Annotated in this window: 17 protein-coding genes and 1 pseudogene; 8 read left to right on the plus strand and 10 right to left on the minus strand. The window is 70.1% G+C overall.

The annotated features are described in order from the left end of the window. The first annotated feature begins 196 nt into the window (after positions 1-196). From ABIE45_RS29935 to ABIE45_RS29950, 4 genes are all read left to right on the plus strand, one after another. Positions 197-520, plus strand: a complete 324-nt coding sequence (locus ABIE45_RS29935) for a multiprotein-bridging factor 1 family protein (protein ID WP_373622810.1) — start codon at positions 197-199, stop codon at positions 518-520. A 172-nt stretch (positions 521-692) separates the two neighbouring features. Next, complete coding sequence (locus ABIE45_RS29940; protein ID WP_192708113.1) at positions 693-1,430, plus strand: PIG-L family deacetylase; 738 nt, start codon at positions 693-695, stop codon at positions 1,428-1,430. Beyond that, entirely contained in the window at positions 1,427-2,020 is a 594-nt protein-coding gene (locus ABIE45_RS29945; protein ID WP_192707877.1) for an SAM-dependent methyltransferase, read from the plus strand. Before ABIE45_RS29940 ends, ABIE45_RS29945 begins: the two co-directional genes overlap by 4 nt. Beyond that, positions 2,017-2,868 (plus strand): galactosyltransferase-related protein, encoded by an 852-nt coding sequence (locus tag ABIE45_RS29950; protein WP_192707876.1) that lies wholly within the window; start codon positions 2,017-2,019, stop codon positions 2,866-2,868. Before ABIE45_RS29945 ends, ABIE45_RS29950 begins: the two co-directional genes overlap by 4 nt. 282 nt (positions 2,869-3,150) lie before the next feature. Here the strand turns inward: ABIE45_RS29950 and ABIE45_RS29955 are convergent, their stop codons facing one another. From ABIE45_RS29955 to ABIE45_RS29990, 8 genes and pseudogenes are all read right to left on the minus strand, one after another. Further along, on the minus strand, positions 3,151-4,122 hold the full coding sequence (locus tag ABIE45_RS29955) for a CoA ester lyase (RefSeq protein WP_192707875.1): 972 nt from the start codon (positions 4,120-4,122) through the stop codon (positions 3,151-3,153). Between the two features lie 189 nt (positions 4,123-4,311). After that, positions 4,312-7,062: a phosphoenolpyruvate carboxylase gene (locus ABIE45_RS29960; protein WP_192707874.1), complete on the minus strand. Its 2,751-nt coding sequence runs from the start codon at positions 7,060-7,062 to the stop codon at positions 4,312-4,314. 250 nt (positions 7,063-7,312) lie between these two features. Next, a complete protein-coding gene (gene sucD, locus ABIE45_RS29965; protein WP_010687110.1) occupies positions 7,313-8,203 on the minus strand; it encodes a succinate--CoA ligase subunit alpha in 891 nt (296 codons plus the stop codon). 14 nt (positions 8,204-8,217) lie between these two features. After that, a pseudogene (locus tag ABIE45_RS29970) lies at positions 8,218-9,397 on the minus strand (malate--CoA ligase subunit beta). Between the two features lie 421 nt (positions 9,398-9,818). Next, on the minus strand, positions 9,819-10,460 hold the full coding sequence (gene fchA / locus ABIE45_RS29975) for a methenyltetrahydrofolate cyclohydrolase (protein WP_192707872.1): 642 nt from the start codon (positions 10,458-10,460) through the stop codon (positions 9,819-9,821). Between the two features lie 10 nt (positions 10,461-10,470). Then, positions 10,471-11,334: an NADP-dependent methylenetetrahydromethanopterin/methylenetetrahydrofolate dehydrogenase gene (locus ABIE45_RS29980; protein ID WP_149310230.1), complete on the minus strand. Its 864-nt coding sequence runs from the start codon at positions 11,332-11,334 to the stop codon at positions 10,471-10,473. Between the two features lie 183 nt (positions 11,335-11,517). Beyond that, positions 11,518-12,462 (minus strand): D-2-hydroxyacid dehydrogenase, encoded by a 945-nt coding sequence (locus ABIE45_RS29985; RefSeq protein ID WP_192707871.1) that lies wholly within the window; start codon positions 12,460-12,462, stop codon positions 11,518-11,520. A gap of 103 nt (positions 12,463-12,565) precedes the next feature. Then, positions 12,566-13,774: an aminotransferase class V-fold PLP-dependent enzyme gene (locus ABIE45_RS29990; RefSeq protein ID WP_192707870.1), complete on the minus strand. Its 1,209-nt coding sequence runs from the start codon at positions 13,772-13,774 to the stop codon at positions 12,566-12,568. A 517-nt stretch (positions 13,775-14,291) separates the two neighbouring features. On the opposite strand from ABIE45_RS29990, the gene ABIE45_RS29995 reads away from it, so the two are divergent. The 3 genes from ABIE45_RS29995 (at position 14,292) to ABIE45_RS30005 (ending at position 16,905) form a co-directional block, all read left to right on the plus strand. Then, positions 14,292-15,107, plus strand: coding sequence for a UDP-2,3-diacylglucosamine diphosphatase (locus ABIE45_RS29995; RefSeq protein WP_192707869.1), 816 nt, complete (start codon positions 14,292-14,294; stop codon positions 15,105-15,107). 11 nt (positions 15,108-15,118) lie between these two features. After that, positions 15,119-16,165: a glycosyltransferase family 1 protein gene (locus tag ABIE45_RS30000; protein WP_192707868.1), complete on the plus strand. Its 1,047-nt coding sequence runs from the start codon at positions 15,119-15,121 to the stop codon at positions 16,163-16,165. Positions 16,166-16,311: 146 nt separating this feature from the next. After that, entirely contained in the window at positions 16,312-16,905 is a 594-nt protein-coding gene (locus tag ABIE45_RS30005) for a ribonuclease HII (protein WP_192708112.1), read from the plus strand. 9 nt (positions 16,906-16,914) lie between these two features. Here the strand turns inward: ABIE45_RS30005 and ABIE45_RS30010 are convergent, their stop codons facing one another. Both ABIE45_RS30010 and ABIE45_RS30015 read right to left on the minus strand, forming a co-directional pair. Then, positions 16,915-18,960, minus strand: a complete 2,046-nt coding sequence (locus tag ABIE45_RS30010; protein ID WP_192707867.1) for a methyl-accepting chemotaxis protein — start codon at positions 18,958-18,960, stop codon at positions 16,915-16,917. A 418-nt stretch (positions 18,961-19,378) separates the two neighbouring features. Continuing rightward, positions 19,379-20,494 (minus strand): PA0069 family radical SAM protein, encoded by a 1,116-nt coding sequence (locus tag ABIE45_RS30015; RefSeq protein ID WP_192707866.1) that lies wholly within the window; start codon positions 20,492-20,494, stop codon positions 19,379-19,381. Positions 20,495-20,659: 165 nt separating this feature from the next. On the opposite strand from ABIE45_RS30015, the gene ABIE45_RS30020 reads away from it, so the two are divergent. After that, the gene (locus ABIE45_RS30020; RefSeq protein WP_192707865.1) at positions 20,660-21,178 is read left to right on the plus strand and encodes a hypothetical protein; all 519 of its coding nucleotides are present in this window, start codon (positions 20,660-20,662) and stop codon (positions 21,176-21,178) included. Positions 21,179-21,199: the final 21 nt, after the last annotated feature.

Raw genomic sequence — 21,199 nt, forward strand, 5'->3', positions numbered from 1 at the left:
CCGCGCTCAGGTCATTCCGGATCCGGAGAACGCGGCGTCTGCCGCGCGGGCCAACCCCCGGAAGGGCCGCTCCGAATCTATGCGCCTTGCCGGATGCGACAGGATTTCAGCACAATTATGGTCGTGCTTCATCACGCGCCCGGAAACGATCGGTGACGGTCGCCGTTGTTGATCATCGCACCGCGGGAGAGTGACGTTGGCCGGATCGGACGAAGGGGCACAGAGCGGCACCCGAACGCAGGTGATGAGCCCGGCGCAGTCGCGGGCTGCCCGGGGCCTGCTCGGCTGGTCGGAAGCCGATCTCGCCGCCAAGGTCGGCCTCGACGCGCGGCTCGTCCAGGATTTCGAGGGTGGCTACGGCGATCCGCCGAGCGGACAGATCGAGGCCCTGCGGAGCGCGCTCTGTACGGCCGGGGCGGTCTTCACCGACGCGCCGACGCAGGGCGTCCACCTCGCAGACCGACCCAACCCCGACGAAGGCACGCGCCCAGACGCGCTCACGACCGAGAACGACCGGTAGCGGCACGTCCGGATCCCGAACGCGTCGCTCATGGCGCGTTCAGACGCCCGGGACGATAGCGGGGAAGCCTCCGCTCAACGACCCTGGAGCGATCTGTGACCGATCTGATCCGCCACCCGTCCCGGACCTGCGCGTGTCGCGCGTCGTTCGCAAGCTCGGCGGCGATCCGCTGATGCGCGCCGACGCGTTCCTGGCCGCTGCCGACGCCTTGCCCCTCGCGAGCCTCGACGCTCTTGTCGGGACGGGCGGCCTCGTGGTCGTTGCCCCCCATCCCGACGACGAGAGCCTGGGCTGCGGCGGCCTGATCGCCGCCTCACGGGCCGCGGGACGGCGCGTGCACCTCGTGGTGATCAGCGACGGATGCGGCTCGCACACCCATTCAGAACTGTATCCGCCCGAGAAGCTGCGTACCCTGCGCGAGGCCGAGACCGTGCGGGCCGTGACTTTACTCGGGCTCACCGCGGACGACGTGACGTTCCTGCGCCTACCCGACGCCCATGTCCCCAGCGACGGACCGGACGCCGAAGCCGCGGCGCGCGCCGTGGAGCGGACGGCGACGGCCTGCGGCGCCAGCGCGGCCTTCGTGACCTGGCGTCACGACCCGCATTGCGACCACAAGGCGGCCGCCGCGATCGTCGCCCTGGCCCAGCCCGGGATGCCGGGCGTGCGGGTCTACGAGTATCCGGTCTGGGGCTGGACCCTGCCGCCCGACACCGAGGTCGGCCCGGAGCCGACCGGCCTGCGCCTCGACGTCTCCGCCTACCGGGCGATCAAGGCCCGCGCCGTGGCCGCCCACGAATCGCAGACGACCGACCTGATCTCGGACGATCCCGGAGGTTTCCGGCTGGAGCCGGCGATGATCGAGCGGTTGTGCGGTCCCTTCGAACGCTTCGTCGCGGTCCCGGCATGACCCGGCGGACGCAGACGCTTCCGGACGCGTATTTCGTCGGCATCTACGCCGACAACCCGGACCCCTGGGGCTTCACGTCGTCGGCCTATGAGCGCGACAAGTACGGGGCGACGCTCGCGAGCCTGCCGCGGGAGCGCTACCGGTCGGCCTTCGAGCCGGCCTGCTCGATCGGGGTCTTCACCCGCGCCCTGTCCGAGCGCTGCGACAGGCTGGTCGCGATGGATCTAGTCCCCGCCGCCGTGGAGACCGCACGCGCCCGTTGCGCCGACCGGCCCCACATCGAGATCCGGGAGGGCGCAATGCCGGGCGACTGGCCCGGCGGTCGGTTCGACCTGATCGTCCTGTCCGAGTTCCTGTACTTCCTGGCGCCGGCGGATTTCGCAGAGCTGGTGCGTCGCGCCGGCGAGACGATCGAACCCGGGGGCGACATCGTGCTGGTGCACTGGCTCGGCGAGACGGACTATCCGCTCTCGGGCGACGCCGCCGCCGAGGGGTTCATCCGGTCCGCCGCGCCGTTCGCCAAGGTCCTCCACCAGTCCCGGGCGGCGGAGTACCGGATCGATGTCCTGCGGGCCGGGATCGACGCGTGAGCACGGCGGTCATCACCCTCAACAAGGGACGGCGCCCGCACCTGACCCGACTGCTTGAGGGTCTCGCGCGCGGGACTGGGCCGGATGCCTGCATCGTCGTGGAGATCGGCGGCGACGAGGCCCCCTTCCCGCCCCTGCCTTTCCCGGTGGAGCGGGTTCCGTTCCCCCGCGCCGGCCTGCCGCTCGCGGCGGCGCGCAATGCCGGCCGCCGGGCGGCCCGGGCCGACACGCTGATCTTCCTCGACGTGGACTGCATCCCCTCGGCGGGGCTCGTCGCCGGCCTGTCGCGGGCGGTGGCCGAGCACGACGGCCTGGTCTGCTGCGAGATCGGCTACCTGCCGGCCGGGGTTGTCGGGGATCACTGGGACGCGACCGATCTGGAGCGGCTCGGGCAGCCGCACCCGGCGCGGGCTTTCCCACCCGCCGGCGTGGTGGCGCCGGCACCGCAGCCCGGCCTGTTCTGGTCCCTGGCCTTCGCGGTCCGCGCCGCGACCTACGACCGGCTCGGCGGCTTCGACGAGGCGTTCTCCGGCTACGGGGCGGAGGACACTGACCTCGCCTTCCGGGCCGACCGGGCCGGCGTGCCGATCCTGTTCCTCGGCGGGCCGCGGGCCTACCATCAGCACCACGCGGCCTATGACCCGCCGCTGCAGCACTTTCGCGATATCGTCGCCAACGCCGCCCGGTTCCACGGCCGTCACGGGCTCTGGCCGATGGACGGCTGGCTCGATGGGTTCGCGCGTCTCGGGCTGATCGCGGCGGACCGGTCGAAGGGCATCGTGATCCACCGCGATCCGACGCCGGACGAGATGGCGGCCGCGCGGCTCCCGGACGATCGGCCGTTCTGAGCGCATCAGCGCCGCTGGCCGTTTCGACAGGGCTGCAGTTCGAAAAGACAATCCCGTCGTTCCGGGACTGCGCAGTAGGGCCCGGTATCCAGATCCGCGACGCCTGCGCGGCCTGACACCGTCGGCGATTCTGGTCTGCCTGCCTCCCGCGTGCCCCTCCGGGTCCGGGCTCGCCTGCGGCGCCCCAAAAAGACGGCGGCTGATAAATTAGCCGAGGGTATTCAGAAGCGACGCCGACGGATCCCGGGGCAGCCCCGAGACCCGCCGACGTTGAGCCCTCGCTTACGCCTTCATGGCGTTCGCCTTCTCAATCAGCGCCTCGGCCATGCGGATCGAGGCGATGTCGATGAGGCGGCCGTCCAGGGAGACGGCGCCACGGCCGGCCTTGGCGGCCTCTTCCATGGCCTCCAAGATGCGGCGGGCCTTGGTGACCTCGGCCTCCGACGGGGTGAACACCTCGTTGGCGAGATCGATCTGGCTCGGGTGGATCGCCCACTTGCCCTCGAAGCCGAGGGCGGCGCAGCGCCGGGCCGCCGAGCGGTAGCCGTCCGGATCCGAGAAGTCGCCGAACGGCCCGTCGATCGGGCGCAGGCCGTAGGCCCGGCAGGCCACCAGCATGCGGTTCTGGGCGAACAGCCACGGATCCTGCCAGTGGGTCTGGCGGCTGCCGGACTCGTCCTTGTCGGTGAGCACCGAGAAGTCGGGGTTCACGCCGCCGATCACCGTCGAGCGGGCGCGGGTCGAGGCCGCGTAGTCGGCGACGCCGAACGACATCGCCTCCAGGCGCTTCGATGACTGGGCGATCGCCTCGACATTGGCCATGCCGAGCGCCGTCTCGATCAGCACCTCGAAGCCGATCTGCTTCTCGCGCTTCTTGGCCTGCTCGATCTGGGTGACCAGCACGTCGATGGCGTAGACGTCGGCCGGCACACCGACCTTGGGGATCAGCACCATGTCGAGCCGCGGGCAGGCTTCGACGATGTCGACCACGTCGCGGTACATGTAGTGGGTGTCGAGACCGTTGATGCGGATCATCATGGTCTTGTTGCCCCAATCCAGGTCGTTGAGCGCCTGGATGATGTTGGTGCGGGCCTTCTCCTTGTCGTCCGGGGCGACCGCGTCCTCAAGGTCGAGGAAGATCACGTCGGCCGCCGAGGAGGCCGACTTCTCCATGAAGGTCGGGTTGGAGCCGGGGACGGCGAGTTCGGAGCGGTGCAGGCGCGGCTTGGCCTGCTGGATCAGCGTGAAGCTCATGGGTGTTCCTCTCTCTTGATGACGGTTCTGATGCCGTTGCGGGGGTAAGACCCGCCTGGCGGTGAAGATGGCGCTCGTCAGGCTCGGCGACAGCGCGCGACGGTGCGTTTCAGGCGGCTCCTCGGCTCACGACATTCGCGCGCTGCCCCGTTCCCGCTCTGCGGGAGAGAGAGGGCGTCCGCGGCGCCCTCACCCCGTCGCCCCGAAGCCGACCGCGATGCAGTTGATCGACAGGAGCAGGGCGGACTTCACCGCCTCGCGCCGGTCCTCGTCGGTCTCGGCGCGATAGCGGGCGAGCAGCTCGACCTGCTCGCGTCCGACCTGATTGATGGTCGGCAGCCGCCCCTTCAGGCGGTCGCGGAACAGCGGGAAGCGCTCGGCCAGGTCCGATCCGCCGCTCACCCGCAGGACCATCTCGCGGGTCAGCGCGTATTCGGCCTCGATCATCGCGAAGATCCGGTCGCGGATGCCCGCATCGGGGACGAGGCCCGCATAGGCGCGGGCGATGTCGAGATCGACCATCATCAGCGTCTTCTCGACCTCGTCGAGGACGAGGCGCAGGACGCGGGATTCCTGGAACAGGCGCTTGAGGGTTGCCTCGCCGTCGCGGCCGCGCACGTCGAGGAAGCTCGCGAGACCCGAGCCGACCCCGTACCAGCCGGTGATGACGTGCCGGTTCTGCGACCACGCGAACACCCACGGAATCGCCCGCAGATCCGAGAGCGAGCGGGCCCCGAACCGGCGGGCCGGGCGCGAGCCGATGTTGAGGAGCGAAATCTCGTCCAGCGGGCTCGCCGCCTGGAAATAGTCGACGAGGCCGTCGGTCTGGAGCAGCTGCACGTAGGCCGCCCGCGACGCGCCGGCCAGAGCCTCCAGCGCGTCGTCGTGGCCCGGTCCCGCCCGCTCGCCCTCGCCGGCCAGCGCGTGCTCGAACACGGAAGCCGCCAGCAGCTCCATCTGGTAGGCGGCGGTGCCGCGGTTGGCGTACTTGAACGAGACCACCTCGCCCTGCTCGGTGGTGCGGAACCGGCCGCGGATCGAGCCCGGCGGCTGGGCCATGATGCCCCGGTGGGTCGGCACGCCGCCGCGGCTCACCGAGCCGCCGCGCCCGTGGAAGAACGCGATGCCGACGCCGAGTTCCTCGCCGAGCCGGGTCAGCTTGCTCTGGGCCTTGTAGAGTTCCCAGTTGGCGGCGACGAAGCCGCCGTCCTTGTTCGAATCGGAGTAGCCGATCATCACCTCCTGCACGCCGCCCTGCCAGCGGGTGGAGCGGCGCACCACCGGCACGTTGAGCAGGGCCCGCATGATCGCCGGGCCGGCGCGCAGGTCGTCGATGGTCTCGAACAGGGGCACGATCGGCAGCGGGCAGATCTCGGTGCCGGCCGCGTCAAGGAACACCCCCGCCTCCTTGGCGAGCAGGTAGGCGCCGAGCACGTCCTCCACCGAGCGGGTCATCGACAGCACGAAGGCGCCGAACGCCTCGCGGTCGAGGGCCTCGCGCATCTCGGCGACGAGAGCGAAGGTGGCGAGCGTCTCCCGGGCCGCGTCGGGCAGGTCCTCGAAGGACCGTTCGGGATCGCGCGGCCGGGCGAGCTCCGTGTCGAGCCATTGGCGCCAGGCGGCCGAGCCGAGGGCGGGCGGCTCGCCCTCGCCGTTGCGCTGGCGCCAGAGGGCCTGGAGCGTGTCGGTGGTCCGGGTGGTGTTCTCGCGCAGGTCCAGACGGACCGTCGAAAACCGGAAGATCTCGACCATGCGCCGGACCGGGCGGACGAGGTCCCGCGCCAGCGCCGGGCACTTGGCGTCGGTCAGTCCGCGCTCGAGAACGCGCAGGTCCTCGATCAGCCCGTCCGCGCTGGCATAATCGGGACCGGACGGGTGCTCGCCTTCGTTGCGGGCGATGGTCGCGTCGATCTTGCGCGAGACGCAGGAGAGATACTGGCGATAGGGCTCGCCGGGATTGCGGCGGGTGATCGCCCGGGCCTGGCCGCTCTCGGCGAGGTGCCGGTCGAGCTCCGCGCGGAAGCTCGCGGGCAGCGGCAGCGACCGCTCGGTCAGCGACAGGGTCCGCCCCAGCTCGCGCACGCCGTCGCGGTAGCGGGTCAGCGAGGCCAGCGCGTTGCGGTGCAGGGTCTGCCGGGTGACGGCGGCCGTGACGTAGGGGTTGCCGTCCCGGTCGCCGCCGATCCACGAGCCGAACTGGAAGAACGGCGGCACCTTGAATTCGGTCCCCGGATAGGTCTCGGCGAGCGTCTCCTCCAGGGTCTCTAGGGTCTCGGGCAGCATCTCGAACAGGGTCTCATCGAAGAAGTGCAGCCCCCAGGCCACTTCCCGCTCGACCGTGGCCTTCTCCAGGTGCAGCTCGCCGGTCATCCAGACCAGCTCGATCTGGTCGCGCAGCTCGTTCATGAGCCCGTTGCGCTCGCGATCGGTCCAGCGCGGCATCTCCAGCTCGCGCAGGACGAGGTAGATCCGGCGGAATTTCTCCAGCACCGTGACCCGCTTGCCCTCGGTGGGGTGGGCGGTCAGCGTCGGGCGGATGCGCAGGTCGCTGAGCAGCGCCTGGATCTTCTCCGGGGGCACCCCCTGCTTGCGCGCGTCGGAGAAGACCTTGGCGAAGGAACCGCCGAGCGCGGCCCGTCCCTCCGTGCGCTCCACGTGGCGGCGGCGGCGCATCGCAGCGTTCTGCTCGGCGATGGAGATCAGCTGGAACCAGATGCCCTGAACCTGGAGGGCGCGCGCCAGCATCTGCGGCGAGAAGCGCGAGATGTCGGCCGTGCCGTGCAGGACCGCCTCGAGGTCGGGGTCGTGCCGGCGGGCGACGTCGAGCAGCGCCTGGAACAGGATGTCCAGCGCCTGCTCCGACGAGGTGCCGGTGATCACCGGCGGCGCGAAGGCGGTGGCGTCGACGAGGCCGGGGGTTGCGTGAAGGGTACGGGTCATGGGGCCACCTCGTGGCGCACTTTCTTGAAGGACGAGGCGCGACGCGCCCCCTCACCCTCTGCAGGGGCGGGTCGGGACGAAGTCCCGCAAGGGGGAGCGACGGTGAGGACGAGGCTGCGGCCGTCTTGAGGGTCGCGCGATTTCCTGCGGCCGGGCTCCCCCCTTGCGGGACTTCGTCCTGGCCCGCTTCGCGGGCCACCCTCCCCCGCAGAGTGGGAGGGAGCGCGGCACGCTTCTGGATTCCGGCGCGCTACGCCGCCCGGGCCAGCACGTCGGCCACGGTCTGCCCGAACGACCCCGGATCCGGCGCCACGGTCAGCCCGTAGGAGCGCATGATCTCGGCCTTCTCGGCGGCGCTGTCGCCGGCCGCCGAGATGATCGCGCCGGCATGGCCCATGCGGCGCCCCTTCGGCGCGGTCAGCCCGGCCACGAACCCGATCACCGGCTTCGACATGTTCTCGCGGATCCAGGCCGAGGCCTCGGCCTCCTGCGGGCCGCCGATCTCACCGATCATCAGCACCGCGTCGGTGTCCGGGTCGGTCTCGAACAGGGCGAGGTGGTCGAGGAAGGACGAGCCGTTGATCGGGTCGCCGCCGATGCCCACCGAGGTCGAGATGCCGAGCCCCAGCTCCTTGAGCTGCGAGGCGGCCTCGTAGCCCAGCGTCCCGGAGCGGGAGATCACCCCGACATTGCCCGGAAGGTAGATGTGGCCGGGCATGATGCCGAGCATCGCCTTGCCGGGCGAGATGATGCCCGCGCAGTTCGGGCCGACCACCATGGTCCGCTTTTCCTTGGGGTAGCGGTACAGGTAGCGCTTTACCCGCATCATGTCCTGGGCGGGGATGCCGTCGGTGATCGAGCAGACCAGCCGCAGCCCGGCATCGGCTGCCTCCATGATGGCGTCCGCCGCGAAGGGCGGCGCCACGAAGGTGATCGAGGTCGTGGCGCCGGTCGCCGCCACCGCTTCCTTGACGGTGTTGAACACCGGCAGGCCGAGATGGGTGCGCCCGCCCTTGCCCGGCGTGACGCCGCCCACGACGTTCGTGCCGTAGTCCAGCATCTCCTTGGCGTGGAAGGTGCCCTTGTCGCCCGTGATGCCCTGGACGATGATCGGGGTGGTCTCGTCGATGAGGATGCTCATGGCGCGGTCTCCCCTCAGTGCTTCGTCTTGGCCGCCGCGCAGGCGTCGACCGCCTTCTTGGCCGCTTCAGCCAGCGTGTCGGCGGTGATCAGGTCGAGGCCGCTCTCGGCCAGGATCTTCTTGCCGGCCTCCACGTTCGTGCCGGCCAGCCGCACCACCAGCGGCACGTCGATCTTCACCTCGCGGGCGGCCTGCACGACGCCCTCGGCGACCCAGTCGCAGCGGTTGATGCCGGCGAAGATGTTGACGAGGATCGCCTTCACGTTGCGGTCCGAGAGCACGAGCCGGAAGGCCGTCGCGACGCGTTCCGGAGAAGCACCACCACCGACATCCAAGAAATTCGCCGGCTCGCCGCCCGCGTGCTTGATCATGTCCATGGTGGCCATGGCGAGGCCGGCGCCGTTGACGATGCAGCCGATCTCGCCCTCGAGGCCGATGTAGCTGAGGTTGTGCTCGGCGGCCTGGGCCTCGCGGGGGTCGCCCTGGGACGGGTCGTGCATGTCGGCGATGCCCGGCCGGCGGAACAGGGCGTTGTCGTCGAAACTCATCTTGGCATCGAGCGCCCAGCACCCGGTCGTCCTTGGTGACGACGAGCGGGTTGATCTCCAGCATGGTGCCGTCGCAGTCGCGGAACGCCCGGTAGGCGTTCATGATCGTCTTCACCGCGGCCGAGACCTGCTTGATGTTGAGGCCGAGCTGGAAGGCGATCTCCCGGGCCTGGAACTGCTGCAGGCCGACCGCCGGCTCGACCACCACCTGGATCAGCGAGTCCGGCTCCTTGGCGGCGATCTCCTCGATATCCATGCCGCCGCGCTGACTGGCGATGACCCGGACGCGCTCGGCCTTCCGGTCCAGCACGTAGCCGAGATAGAGCTCGCGCTCGAACGGGTCGGCGGTCTCGACGTAGACGCGCTGCACCGGCTTGCCCTCGGGGCCGGTCTGGTGGGTGACGAGGCGCTTGCCGAGGAGGTCCTTGGCGGCGTCGCGGACCTCGTTGTAGGTCCGGCACAGCTTGATGCCGCCGGCCTTGCCGCGGGCGCCGGCGTGGATCTGCGCCTTGACGGCCCAGAACGAGCCGCCGAGCTCGGTGGCCGCGTAGACCGCCTGGTCCGGACTGAACGCGATGGCCCCTTTCGGGACGGCCACGCCGAAGCTCGCAAGCAGCTCCTTGGCCTGATACTCGTGGACGTCCATTCGGCGCCTCCTCCGCGGTTCGTTGCCGCCGTTGACGCCCTTCACTTTAGTTGAGTCGAAAGATTACGCCCGTCAAATTTTTTAAGCGGCTGATTGACCGAGACTTTTTCGCGGCCGCAGCACGGATCGTATTCGATGCTGCACTGCGACATACAGAAAAACAACGAGGCCGGGGGCACGATGCACCCGGCCTCGACTGTAGATCTGCAAGCGTATCCGCCTCTCGCCGTCATCCCGGGGCCGCGCAGCGGAGCCCGAGATCCAGAGCCGCCGACGCGCCAAGATCTTGCATCAGCAGCGGTTGTGGGTTGGCCGCCCCCGGCGTGCCCCTCCGGGTCCGGGCTCGCCCTGCGCGCCCCGGAACAACGGGGAAGGTCGTCGCGGCCGAAGCGAGTTCGGTCGCGAGAACCGTAAGCCCGTCTCAGTTCACCTTGGCTTTCACGACCGCGTAGATCTTCTCGGTGAGCGCGCCGGCCTCCGAGAGCAGATCCTCCAGCTCCTTCAACCGTTCGTCGGCGAACTCGCGGTCCTCGAGACCCTTCGCGTTGACGTAGACGTTGAGGGCCGCGCTGCGCAGGCCGGCATAGGCGGAGAGCACCGCCACGCCGGCGTCCGACACGACGTTGAGGTTGCCCTTGTCGGCTGTGATCGCCGCGAGGTCGATCACGGCGCGGCAGGCCCGGCAGCAGGCGAGCGGCACGTCGCAGGCGGTCTTGAGGGCGGCCTGGATCTTCTCGGTCCGGGCCGCCTTCTCCTCGTCGGTAGCCTTGGGCAGGCCGTAGGCGCCCATCACGGCGTCGAAGGCCTGCACGTCCTCGCCGATCATGCCGGTGAGCACGACCCGCAGGCCCTCGGACTTGGCCAGGACCTCCTTCAGCTCGGCCTCGACCTCGACGTACTTCTTCTTGCCGATGGTGAGGTTGCAGACCATCGACACCAGGGCCGCGCCCATGGCTCCGGAGATCGCCGCCGCGCCACCGCCCCCGGGGGTCGGGGCGGCACTCGCCAGCTCCGTCAGGAACGTCTCGATGCTGTCGGTCTCGGGGCGATGCGTCTCAGTCACCGGCGCCTCCTCAGGCCATGGTCTTGGCGAGGGCGTAGATCTCCTCGGCGTCGAGCACCTTGTCGGTGCTCTCGAAGAGCTGGCCGACGCAGGCCCGGTGAAGCTTGAGCTTCAGGCCGCCGATGCCCAGCGCGCCGAAGGCCTGCTTGCCGTTGCGCTCCTTGCCCTTGTCCATCACGTCGATGCCGCCGATGCCGGTCGGGGGCTGGGCGTTGTAGTCGGCGACGAACTCGATCGACGATTCCTGCGCCCAGGCCGCTTCCGGCAGCAGCTCGACGCCGATGGCGCCGGCGGTGAACACGAGGTTCGTGCCCTTCACCAGGGCGACGCGGGAGGCCTCGTCGGGGGTCGCGGCGGCCTTCACGTTGACCTTGAAGCGCTTGTTGATCTGGTCCGCGGCGGCCTGGGTCTTGTCGAGGGCGCGGCCCGCGATGGTGACCTCGGCGCCCTCCCCGGCGAGCAAAGCGGCTGAGCGCATACCGACCGGGCCGGTGCCCGCCAGCACGACGGCCTTCTTGCCCTGGAGCGAGCCGGCAGCCTTGGCCACCAGCGCGACGCCCGCGGCGGCCGTGGTGTTGGAGCCGTTGGAATCGAGCATCACCGAGACCCGGAACGGGCCGAAGAACCGCTTCTTGACCGCGGTGAACAGCTCTTCGCCCGCCGCCATGCTGCCGCCGCCGACGAAGATCGCCGTCGACTTCTTCTCGGAGCCGCCGCGGGTGTAGATCGTACCGTCGACCAGCGCGCCGACATTGTCGGGATTGACGCCGCCGTAGCCGGTGATGTGGTCGGCGCCGCCGTCGTAGCCGACCACCGTGTCGAACACGTTCGGCACGGCATCGGTGTCGAACAGGAACAGCAGCTTCTTGGTCATGTCTCAACCTCGGCCCAGGATGGGCATCATAACGTCAGGGACATCCACCCCGTCATTCCGGGGCCGCGGAGCGGAGCCCGGAATCCAGACGCACGGGTGGTTCTCGGCCGACACCGTCGGCGCAACTGGGTTCCGGGCTCGCCTGCGGCGCCCCGGAATGACGGAGAGCGGGTCCGCGCCGCCTCAGCTCTCGACCACGTTCTGCGGCTTGCCCGCCACGAACGCCTCGACGTTGTCGACGAGCTGATCGGCCAGGATCTGCATCGCCTCCTTGCTGGCCCAGGCCACGTGCGGCGTGACGATCAGGTTCGGCAGGTCGGCGTCGCACAGGATGTTGCCGTCCTTGGGCGGCTCCTGCGCCACCACGTCGAACCCGGCGCCCGCGATCGTGCCGTCCTTGAGCGCCTCGAGCAGGGCCGCCTCGTCCACCAGCCCGCCCCGGGCCGTGTTGATGAGGATGGCGCTCTTCTTCATCTTCTTGAGCTCGGCGGCGCCGATCATCCCCTTGGTGTCGGGGGTCAGCGGCACGTGCAGCGTGATCACGTCGGACTGCGCGAGGATCGTCTCGAAATCCACGAGTCCATCCTGCGGGAAGACGTCGTAGGCGAGGACCTTCATGCCGAGCGCCTCGGCGCGCTTGGCGATCGACTTGCCGAGCGCCCCGTAGCCGACGATGCCGAGCGTCGAGCCGGCGATGTCGTAGATCGGGTAGTCGAAGTAGCAGAACTGCTTGGACTTCGCCCAATCGCCGCGCCGAACCGAGTTGGCGTAGGGCACGATCGCCCGGCGCAGGGCGAACATCAGACCGACCACGTGCTCCGGCACGGTGTTGAACGCGTAGTTGCGGATGTTGACGACGGTAATGCCCTGCTGTTTGGCCTGGGCCTTGTCGACCACGTCGGTGCCGGTGGCGGCCACCGCGATCAGCTTCAGGTCGGGCAGCTGCTTCAGCGTCTCGGCCCGCATCGGGACCTTGTTGATCAGCGCGATCTCCGCCCCCTGGAGGCGGGACACGATCTCTTCCGGCGTCCAGGTCGACTCGTGCTCGACGTATTCGTGGGGGAAGTTGAACGGTCGGACCCTGGCATCGAGGGATTCACGATCCAGGAACACGATCTTCTTGGTCATAGGACCCCTCTCGGACGACGGGCGGTTTCCTCGATAGTCTTGGTCTTACTTGCGCGTCGGGGCGGGCCCGGCAACCCGGTCCCGCCCCGATCGCGTGCGCCGATCACGCCTTATGCAGCGGATTCTCGCGCAGGTAGCTGGAGGCGGCGGCGACGCCCGAACCCGGCGTGACCTTGATGCCGCAATCGAGCATGGCCATCTCGGCGCCCGCGATGGCGCCCAGCAGCGACAGCTCGTTCAGGTCGCCCAGGTGGCCGATGCGGAACACCTTGCCGGCGACTTTCGACAGGCCGGCGCCCAGCGAGAGGTTGTAGCGCTCGTAGGCGTGGGTGATCACCTTGGCGGCGTCGGCACCCTCCGGCACCACGATCGCCGTGACCGTGTCGGAGTTCCACTTCGGCTCCTTGGCGCAGGGCTTGAGCCCCCAGGCCGCCACGGCCTGACGGGTCGCCTCGCCGAGCACGTGATGGCGGTGGTAGACGTTCTCCAGCCCCTCCTCCTTCACGATCGCCAGGGCCTCGCGCAGGCCGTAGAGCAGCGGCAGGACGGGGGTGTAGGGGAAGTAGCCGGTGGCGTTGGCGGCCAGTTGGTCCTTCCAGGCGAAGTAGGCGTGGCCGAGCCGGTCGTTGCGGCCGGTGCCGCCCTCGGCGATCTTGAGCGCCTTCGGGCTGATGCAGATCAGGCCGAGGCCGGCCGGCAGCATGAAGCCCTTCTGCGAGCCCGCGATGGCGCAATCGACCTTCCAGTCGTCCATGTAGAACGGCAGCGAGCCGATCGACGAGATGCCGTCCACGAACAGCAGCGCCGGGTGGCCGGCGGCGTCGATCGCCTTGCGGACCGCGCCGATATCGCTGGTGACGCCCGTGGCCGTCTCGTTGTGGACGACCATCACGGCCTTGATGGCGTGATCCTTGTCGGCCCGGAGCGCCTCCTCGATCTTCTGCGGATCGGCGCCGGCGCCCCACTCCTCGTCCTGGACGATGACGTCGAGGCCGAGGCGCTGGGCCATGTCGACCCACAGGTGGCTGAACTGGCCGTAGCGGGCGGTGAGCACCTTGTCGCCGCGGCAGAGGGTGTTGGACAGGGCCGATTCCCAGATGCCGGTGCCCGAGGACGGGAACAGGATGACCGTCCCGTTGGTCGAGCCGAACACCATCTTGGAGTCCTGCAGGAGCGGCTTCACCAGCTCGGGAAAGCTCGGCGAGCGGTGATCCTCGGACTGCACGTGCATGGCGCGCAGGACGCGCTCCGGGATGTTGGTGGGACCCGGGATGAAGAGGTGGTTGCGACCGGGGCGCCGGGTTGCGGCCATGATGTTTCCTCCGAAAAGTCCATTGTGGGCGAGCGTGAACCCGCGCCGGGTTGTTCAAGCGTCCTCAGGGAGTCGGTCCGGCGCCGTCGAAAGCGGCTCGCGCCGCACCCCCTCGAACGCCATCCTCTGCCGTGATCGGGGGGCCTCAGCGGAGCGGCAGGCGGCCTCACGCCGCTCGCGTCGCGGCACGCCCCCGCGCACCGGTCGCCTCCGAAATGCCGTCCCGTCCAACGGCCTCAGGGCCGTCCTCGCCGCCTTCCTGTCAAGGTCCGGCCGAGCTCGTGCCGAGCCGCCGGTTCTTGGCATTATGAGGCGGTGGGGCCGGAAAGGAAAACCGGAAAAACTTCCGGAACTTGGCAAAAAAATTTTTTGTGCGGCGCAACGAAGGCGATCTCGGGTTGAGAGGCTTCGCCGCGCCGTATCCGATCCGTCTCCGCGGCCCAGGACCCGCGTCATCAAACTGAGATGCGATCGCGCTCTGGATCCCGGCACCGTACAGCCGCCGGGAGAGGGTGCCGTGGCCGAGGTTGAGGAGATGCCGGTCCGGGTTCGGACGCTGTTCCTGTCCGACCTGCATCTCGGCACGCGCGGCTGCCAGGCCGGGCTGCTGCTGTCGTTCCTGAAGGATTACGACGCCGATACGATCTACCTCGTCGGCGACATCGTGGATGGCTGGCAGCTGCGCTCCGGATGGTACTGGCCGCAGGAGCACAACGACGTCGTGCAGAAGCTGCTGCGCAAGGTCCGCAAGGGGACCCGCATCGTCTACCTGCCGGGCAACCACGACGAGTTCCTGCGCGACTATGTCGGCACCAATTTCGGCGGGATCGAGCTGGCGGAGACCGCGATCCACGAGGCGGCCGACGGCCGGCGCTACCTCGTGATCCACGGCGACCAGTTCGACATGGTGGTGCGCCACTCGCGCTGGCTCGCCCATCTCGGCGACGGCGCCTACACGCTGGCTTTGTCCCTCAACACCGTGATCAACAAGGCGCGGCGGCGACTCGGCCTGTCCTACTGGTCGCTCTCCGCCTGGGCGAAGCTGCGCGTGAAGAACGCCGTCAGCTTCATCGGCCGCTTCGAGACGATCCTGGCCGACGAGGCGCGTCGGCAGGGCGCCGACGGCGTGATCTGCGGCCACATCCACCATGCGGCCGACCGGCCGATCGGCGATCTGCGCTACCTCAACACCGGCGACTGGGTCGAATCCTGCACCGGCCTGGTCGAGCACTATGACGGCCGCATCGAGGTGCTGCACTATCCGAGCGTCCTGCGGGCCCGCAGGGCCGAGAGCGTCCCGGACACGCTGCCGGGCCGGCGCGCGGTGGCGTGAGGTCACCGCCCGTGAAGCTCCTCATCGCCAGCGATGCCTGGCACCCGCAGGTGAACGGCGTGGTGCGCTCCCTGGAGCAGATGGTGTGGCGCGCGCCGGAGCACGGCTTCGAGACCGCCTTGCTGACGGTGGCGGATTTCCGCTCGCTGCCCCTGCCGGGCTATCCGGAGATCCGCCTCGCCTATGCCGGGCGGGAGCGGGTGGCCGCGCGCTGGAACGCGGAGCGGCCGACCCACGTCCACATCGCGACCGAAGGCCCCGTGGGCCTGGCGGCGCGGCGCTACTGCCTCGCCCATGCGCTGCCCTTCACCACGAGCTACCACACGCGCTTCCCCGAGTACCTTGCAGCCCGGGCCCCCGTGCCGGAGGCTTGGTCCTACGCCTATCTGCGCCGCTTCCACGGCGCCGCCCGGGGCACGATGGTCAGCACCGCCTCGCTGCAGGGCGAGCTGGCGGCCCGGGGCTTCGGCCGGCTGATGCGCTGGACCCGCGGCGTCGATACCGCGCGATTCCGGCCCGCCGAGCCCGGCGCGACGCTGCCGGCGGACCTCGTCGGACTGCCCCGGCCGCTGTTCCTCTATGTCGGGCGGCTCGCTGTGGAGAAGAACGTCGCGGCCTTCCTGAGTCTCGATCTGCCGGGCACCAAGGTCGTCGTGGGCGACGGCCCAGACCGGGCGCGGCTCCGGGCGCTGGCGCCCGGAGCACGGTTCCTCGGCACCCGGACCGGCGCGGATCTCTCGGCGGTCTACGCGGCCTGCGACGTCTTCGTCTTCCCGAGCCTCACCGACACGTTCGGCATCGTGCTTCTCGAGGCCCTGGCCAGCGGGCTGCCGGTGGCGGCCTTCCCGGTGCCGGGCCCGAACGACGTCGTCGGCGGCACCCGCGTCGGGGTGCTCGACCGGGACCTGCGGGCCGCCGCGCTCGCGGCCCTCGACCTGTCGCGCGCCGAATGCCGGGCCGAGGCCCTGCGCTGCGGCTGGGACGAGAGCGCCCGTCAGTTCTTCGGCAACATCGTCGAGGCGCATGGCGGTGTGCAGGGGACCCGGGACGCCGCCTGACCGGTGACGGCGCCCGCGCGGGATGGCAGGAGAAGGCCATGCCGCCTCCCCGGAAGTCCCCTGCCCGGAAGTCCCCTGCCCGGAAGTCCCCTGCCCGGAAGTCCCCTGCCCGGAAGTCCCCTGCCCGGAAGCCGCCCGCCACGACGATGCCGTTCGATCCGGCCCGCGCGGCCGAGTACCCCGCCGTCATCGGTTGCGACGAGGTCGGGCGCGGCGCGCTGTGCGGGCCCGTGGTGGTGGCGGCGGTCTGGTTCGATCCCGTGGCGCTCCCACCGGATCTGCTCGCCGCCCTGGACGACAGCAAGCGCGTGCCCGAGCCCGTCCGTGCGCGGCTGGCGCCGCTGATCCGCGCCCATGGGCGCGTCGCGGTGGCGGCGGGCTCCCGCGCGCTGATCGACCGGATCAACATCCGCGCCGCCACCCTCGACGCGATGGCGCGTGCCGTGGCCCGCCTCGGGCTCGATGCGCCGGTCCTGGTCGACGGGCGCGATGCCCTGCCGGGTCTGCCGGGCCAGGCGGTGGTCGGCGGCGACAGGCTGGTCCCGCAGATCGCCGCCGCCTCGATCGTCGCCAAGGTGTTTCGCGACGACCTGATGCGGCGCTTGGCCGAGCGTCATCCCGGCTACGGCTGGGAGCGCAACGTCGGCTACGGCACGGCCGTCCACCGCGTCGGCCTGACGAGGCTCGGCCGGAGCCCGCATCACCGGCTCAGCTTCACCCGGGGGTTCGGACCGGCCTGACGGGTCGGGTCACGCGGCCCGGACGCTCGCCAGGAACCGATCGACCTCGGCCTCGAGCTGCTCGGACTGGTGCGACAACGCGGTCGCCGCGGCGAGCACGTGATCGGCCGCGCGGCCCGTCTGGTCGGCCGCGTTCGCCACGCCGGTGATGTTGCCGCTGACCTCCTGCGTCCCCGCATTGGCCTGGGCGATGTTGCGGACGATCTCCTGCGTGGCCGCTCCCTGCTGCTCCACCGCGGCCGCGATCGCCGCCGCCACGGCGCTGATCTCCCCGATCCGGCCGGTGATCGTGCCGATCGCATCCACCGCCTGGCCGGTCACGCTACGGATTTCGCCGATCTGCCGGCCGATCTCCTCGGTGGCCTGGCCGGTCTGGGCGGCGAGCGCCTTCACCTCGGTGGCGACCACCGCGAAACCCCGTCCCGCCTCGCCGGCCCGCGCCGCCTCGATCGTCGCATTGAGCGCCAGGAGATTCGTTTGCGCGGCGATGCCGGCGATCAGCTCGATCACGGCCCCGACCCGGGCGGCCGCCGCGTTGAGCGCGGCCACGAGCGTGGCGGTCTGATCGGCCTCGCCGACCGCGATCCGGGCCAGCTCGGATGAGCCCTGGACCTGACGCCCAATCTCCTGGACGGACGTCCCGAGTTCCTCGACGGCGGCCGCCACCGTCCTGACGCCCGCGGACGCCTCCTCGGCGGCGGCGGCCACGGCGTTGGACTGGCTGGCGGTCTGCTGGGCGGTCGTGGTCATCTGCCAGGCGGTGGTCTGCAGCTCGGCCGCGGAGCCGGAGACTTGCGCGACGATGCCGGACACCGCCTGCTCGAAGCTCTGCGCCAGCGCATCGGTGGCCGACCGGCGCTGCGCCTCCACGGCGAGACGGGCCGCATCGGCCTCCGCTTCCAGCACCCGGGTGCGGATCAGGTTGTCCTTGAACACCTGGACGGCCGCCGCGATCGCGCCGATCTCGTCCCGCCGATTCTGGGCTGGGATGGAGACAGTGGCGTCGCCGGCCGCGAGAGCCCGCATAGCCTGGATCATGGCCTGGATCGGCCGAAGCACGCGCCGAAAGACGATCCCCGTTCCGCCGATGGCCAGCACCAGAGAACCGGCGAGAAGCAGGAGGGCGAGCAGGAGCGACCGCTGCGTGGCGGCGGCGAGAGCCTCGACGCGCTGGATCATCGCATCGAGGGCGGCGTTGGCCAGATCGACGAGGGCGGCTCCGTCGGCGATGTTGCGTGCCCGCAGCGCCTTCACCCCGATGCCGGGTGGCCTGCCCGCGCTCAGCGCCTCAGTCAGGGCAACGCGCCGTGCGGCCGCCTCACCCTCGAAATTCCGGGCCCGAGCCTCCTGATAGGCGAGCGTGATCGTGTCGGGCAGGTCGGCGCCGATCGCGTCGACGACCTCGGACCATGCCGCGAAGAGCCGCGCCCGCTCCTCGGCGGCCGCGACGATCTCGGCTTGAGACCAGCCCGTCGCGGCCGCTACCGCTGTCTCGATCCGGACCCAGGATACCCCGAACGCGATTCGGGTGGCCCAGGCGGCCCGCTTGATCTCGAGATAGCGGTCGACGGCCGCATCCTGCCGCGGAAGGGCGGTATCCACCGCCTTGTTGGTTGCCGCCAGGGCCTGGAGGAGCGCGGCGCTGACCGTCTCCACATTCTGCCGGATCGTGGCGTTGCGCTGGGGCTTCGGCACCGCTGCAGCCGCCTCGACCTGCGGCCACAGGGCTGCCAGAGCCTCCTGCGCGCGCCGCAGCGGCTCCAGCGTGACCTGCACCGCCGGCATGTCGAGGGCGCGAACGCGTGCCCAGAGCGCGGTCTCACCGTCGATTCTGGCGCGGTGATCCGATTGGAAGGCGGTGTTGTCGGCCTCGGAGATCGGGTTCTCGTCGGCCAGCAGCCTCAGGGCCGTGCCGCGCTCCGTCCGTGTCGCGACAATCGAGCGGAGCAGGGCGCGGCTCGCCTGCGACAGGGCGACGACCTGCTGACTGCGCAGCGTCTCCTCGTGGGCCTCCAGCAACGTGGTGGCACGCGCCACGAGCAACAGGGCGCTCATCGCAAACAGGATCGCCCCAAACGTCACGCCGATAGATAAATGACCGATCCTGAACACCAGAACATCCTTTATAGATGCAAACGATCCGCCGCCGCTATGTGAGCTTCTATCTTACAAGTTGTCATCTTAATCTCAACTTTGTGCAGTAGAAACCTGAAAACAGCCTATGTCAACCTTGTGTTATTCATGCACTTTGAAGACATGGACTCATAAATTCAGTTGTTGCATCTCATGCCTCGACCAGCACCGCGGATCTTTATCGCGGACAAAATCTTTTCAATGCACGGCTTCGCGCATTCGAGACAGGTTGCTCGAAGGCTGTGGCCGGGCCGGCCGGTCGTCCACCCGTCGAAGGCTCGACCTCACGAGGCCGGCCCCGACGGACCGGGCGAGCCGGCCGAAACCGATCTGCCGACCGTCAGAACAGCGCCAGCTGCGCCCCCGGCTTGCGGAAGGCATCACGGTCCAGCGCCATCCGGCCGAAGGCGAAGCCGAGCCGTGTTCCCGCGAGCCGCACCCGTTGGCCGATCATCGCCGCGTAGGCGCCCTCGCCGCGGAAGCGGTGGCCGAAACGCGGATCGTTCTCGCGGCCGCCCCGGGCCTGTGTCAGCAGCCCGAAGGTCCGGTCCTTCCGCTCGGGGTAATGTGCGGCGAACCAGTCGGCCACGAGGTCGGCGACCTCGCCCGGAAGCCGGAGCAGCGCGTGGCCGATCCGGCTCGCGCCGTTCTCCCGGGCCCGGGCGAGGATCGTCTCGATCTCGGGATCAGTGAGCCCCGGGATGATCGGCGAGACGTTGACCATCACGGGCACGCCCGCCGCGCTTAAGGCGCGCATCGCGGCGAGCCGCTTCTCCGGCCGCGGCGCGCGGGGATCGAGGCGTCGGGCGAGGTCCGGATCGAGGGTCGGCAACGATAGGGCGACGAGGATCAGGTTCTGCGCGGCCATCTCGGCCAGGATGTCGAGGTCGCGCAGGATGAGGTCGGATTTCGTCGTGATGCTGACCGGGTGCCGGGTCTCCCGCAGTACCTCCAAGACCGCGCGGGTGATGCGGTGCTCGCGTTCCAGCGGCTGGTAGGGATCGGTGGCCGTTCCGAGGGCGATGGTCTCGGGGCGATAGCCCGGCGCCGCCAACTCCCGGGCAAGGAGCCGGGCGGCGTCGGGCTTGGTGACGATCCGCGATTCGAAATCGAGCCCCGGCGACAGACCGAGCCAGGCGTGGGTCGGCCGCGCGTAACAGTAGATGCAGCCGTGCTCGCAGCCGCGATAGGGATTGATCGATCGATCAAACGGGATGTCGGGCGACGTGTTGCGGGCAATGATGCGGGCGGAACGCTCCGGCGTGACCTGCGTGCGCACGGGAGCCGGCGCGTCGGCTTCCCAGTCGGGATCGTGAAACACCTCACGCCAGGCCGCCGCGAAACGGCTCGTGGGATTGGCGGTGGCGCCGCGACCGCGCCGGGCGCTCTCGGGCGGCGTGCTGAGCCCGAGACGGAGCGCGGCCCCGCGTGTGGATTTACCTCCGCTGTGTCCCATGCCGAGTCGCCCCCGTGTTTCACGTGGAACATACCGCGAACACCCGGCGGTCCAGCGCCTCATTTTCAGGCAAATCCCCAGGCAACGCGTCGCACGGTCGCGCTCGCGCCTTCGGGAGGCGGATCAATGGTTTACGGCGGCGGAAAATCGTCTAAGGGCGCGCTCATGCTCTCTGCGGTGACCTTCCTGGCCGACCCGGCCGCTCCGGACGCGATCGATCGGCTGGCCGATACGCTCAGCGTGCTCGTCTCGGGTGTCGCCGGCGGCCTGATCGGCGACGCGGTGATCGTCACCGGGAGCGACAGCGAGGCCGTGGCGGCCGTCGCGGAGGCGACGGGCGCGACGCTGGTCCTGCACCGGGACGGCAATCCCTACGCGGCGGGCGCAGCCGCTGCCCGCCGGGACTGGATCCTGTGCCTTGAAGCCGGGGATGTCCCGGCCGAAGGCTGGATCCGGACCCTCGATCGCTTCGTCGGGACCGCCCGGCCCGAGACCGGGCTCGGACGCCTGCAGCGCCCGGCGGCCGGTTGGCCCGCGCGCCTGATCGGCCGGATCGAGCTCGTGGCCGGCGCCCGGCAGGCCCGGGCCGGGGACGTCGTCCGGCGGGAGGCCCTGCGCGCCGGGGCGGTGTTCGCGCCGCGCCTCAAGGTCCGGCCGCTGATCGCGCGGATCAACCGGGCCTGACCGGAAGAATCTTGCGCGACG

The sequence above is a fragment of the Methylobacterium sp. OAE515 genome (assembly GCF_041806315.1).
GTDB classification, from domain to species: domain Bacteria; phylum Pseudomonadota; class Alphaproteobacteria; order Rhizobiales; family Beijerinckiaceae; genus Methylobacterium; species Methylobacterium tardum.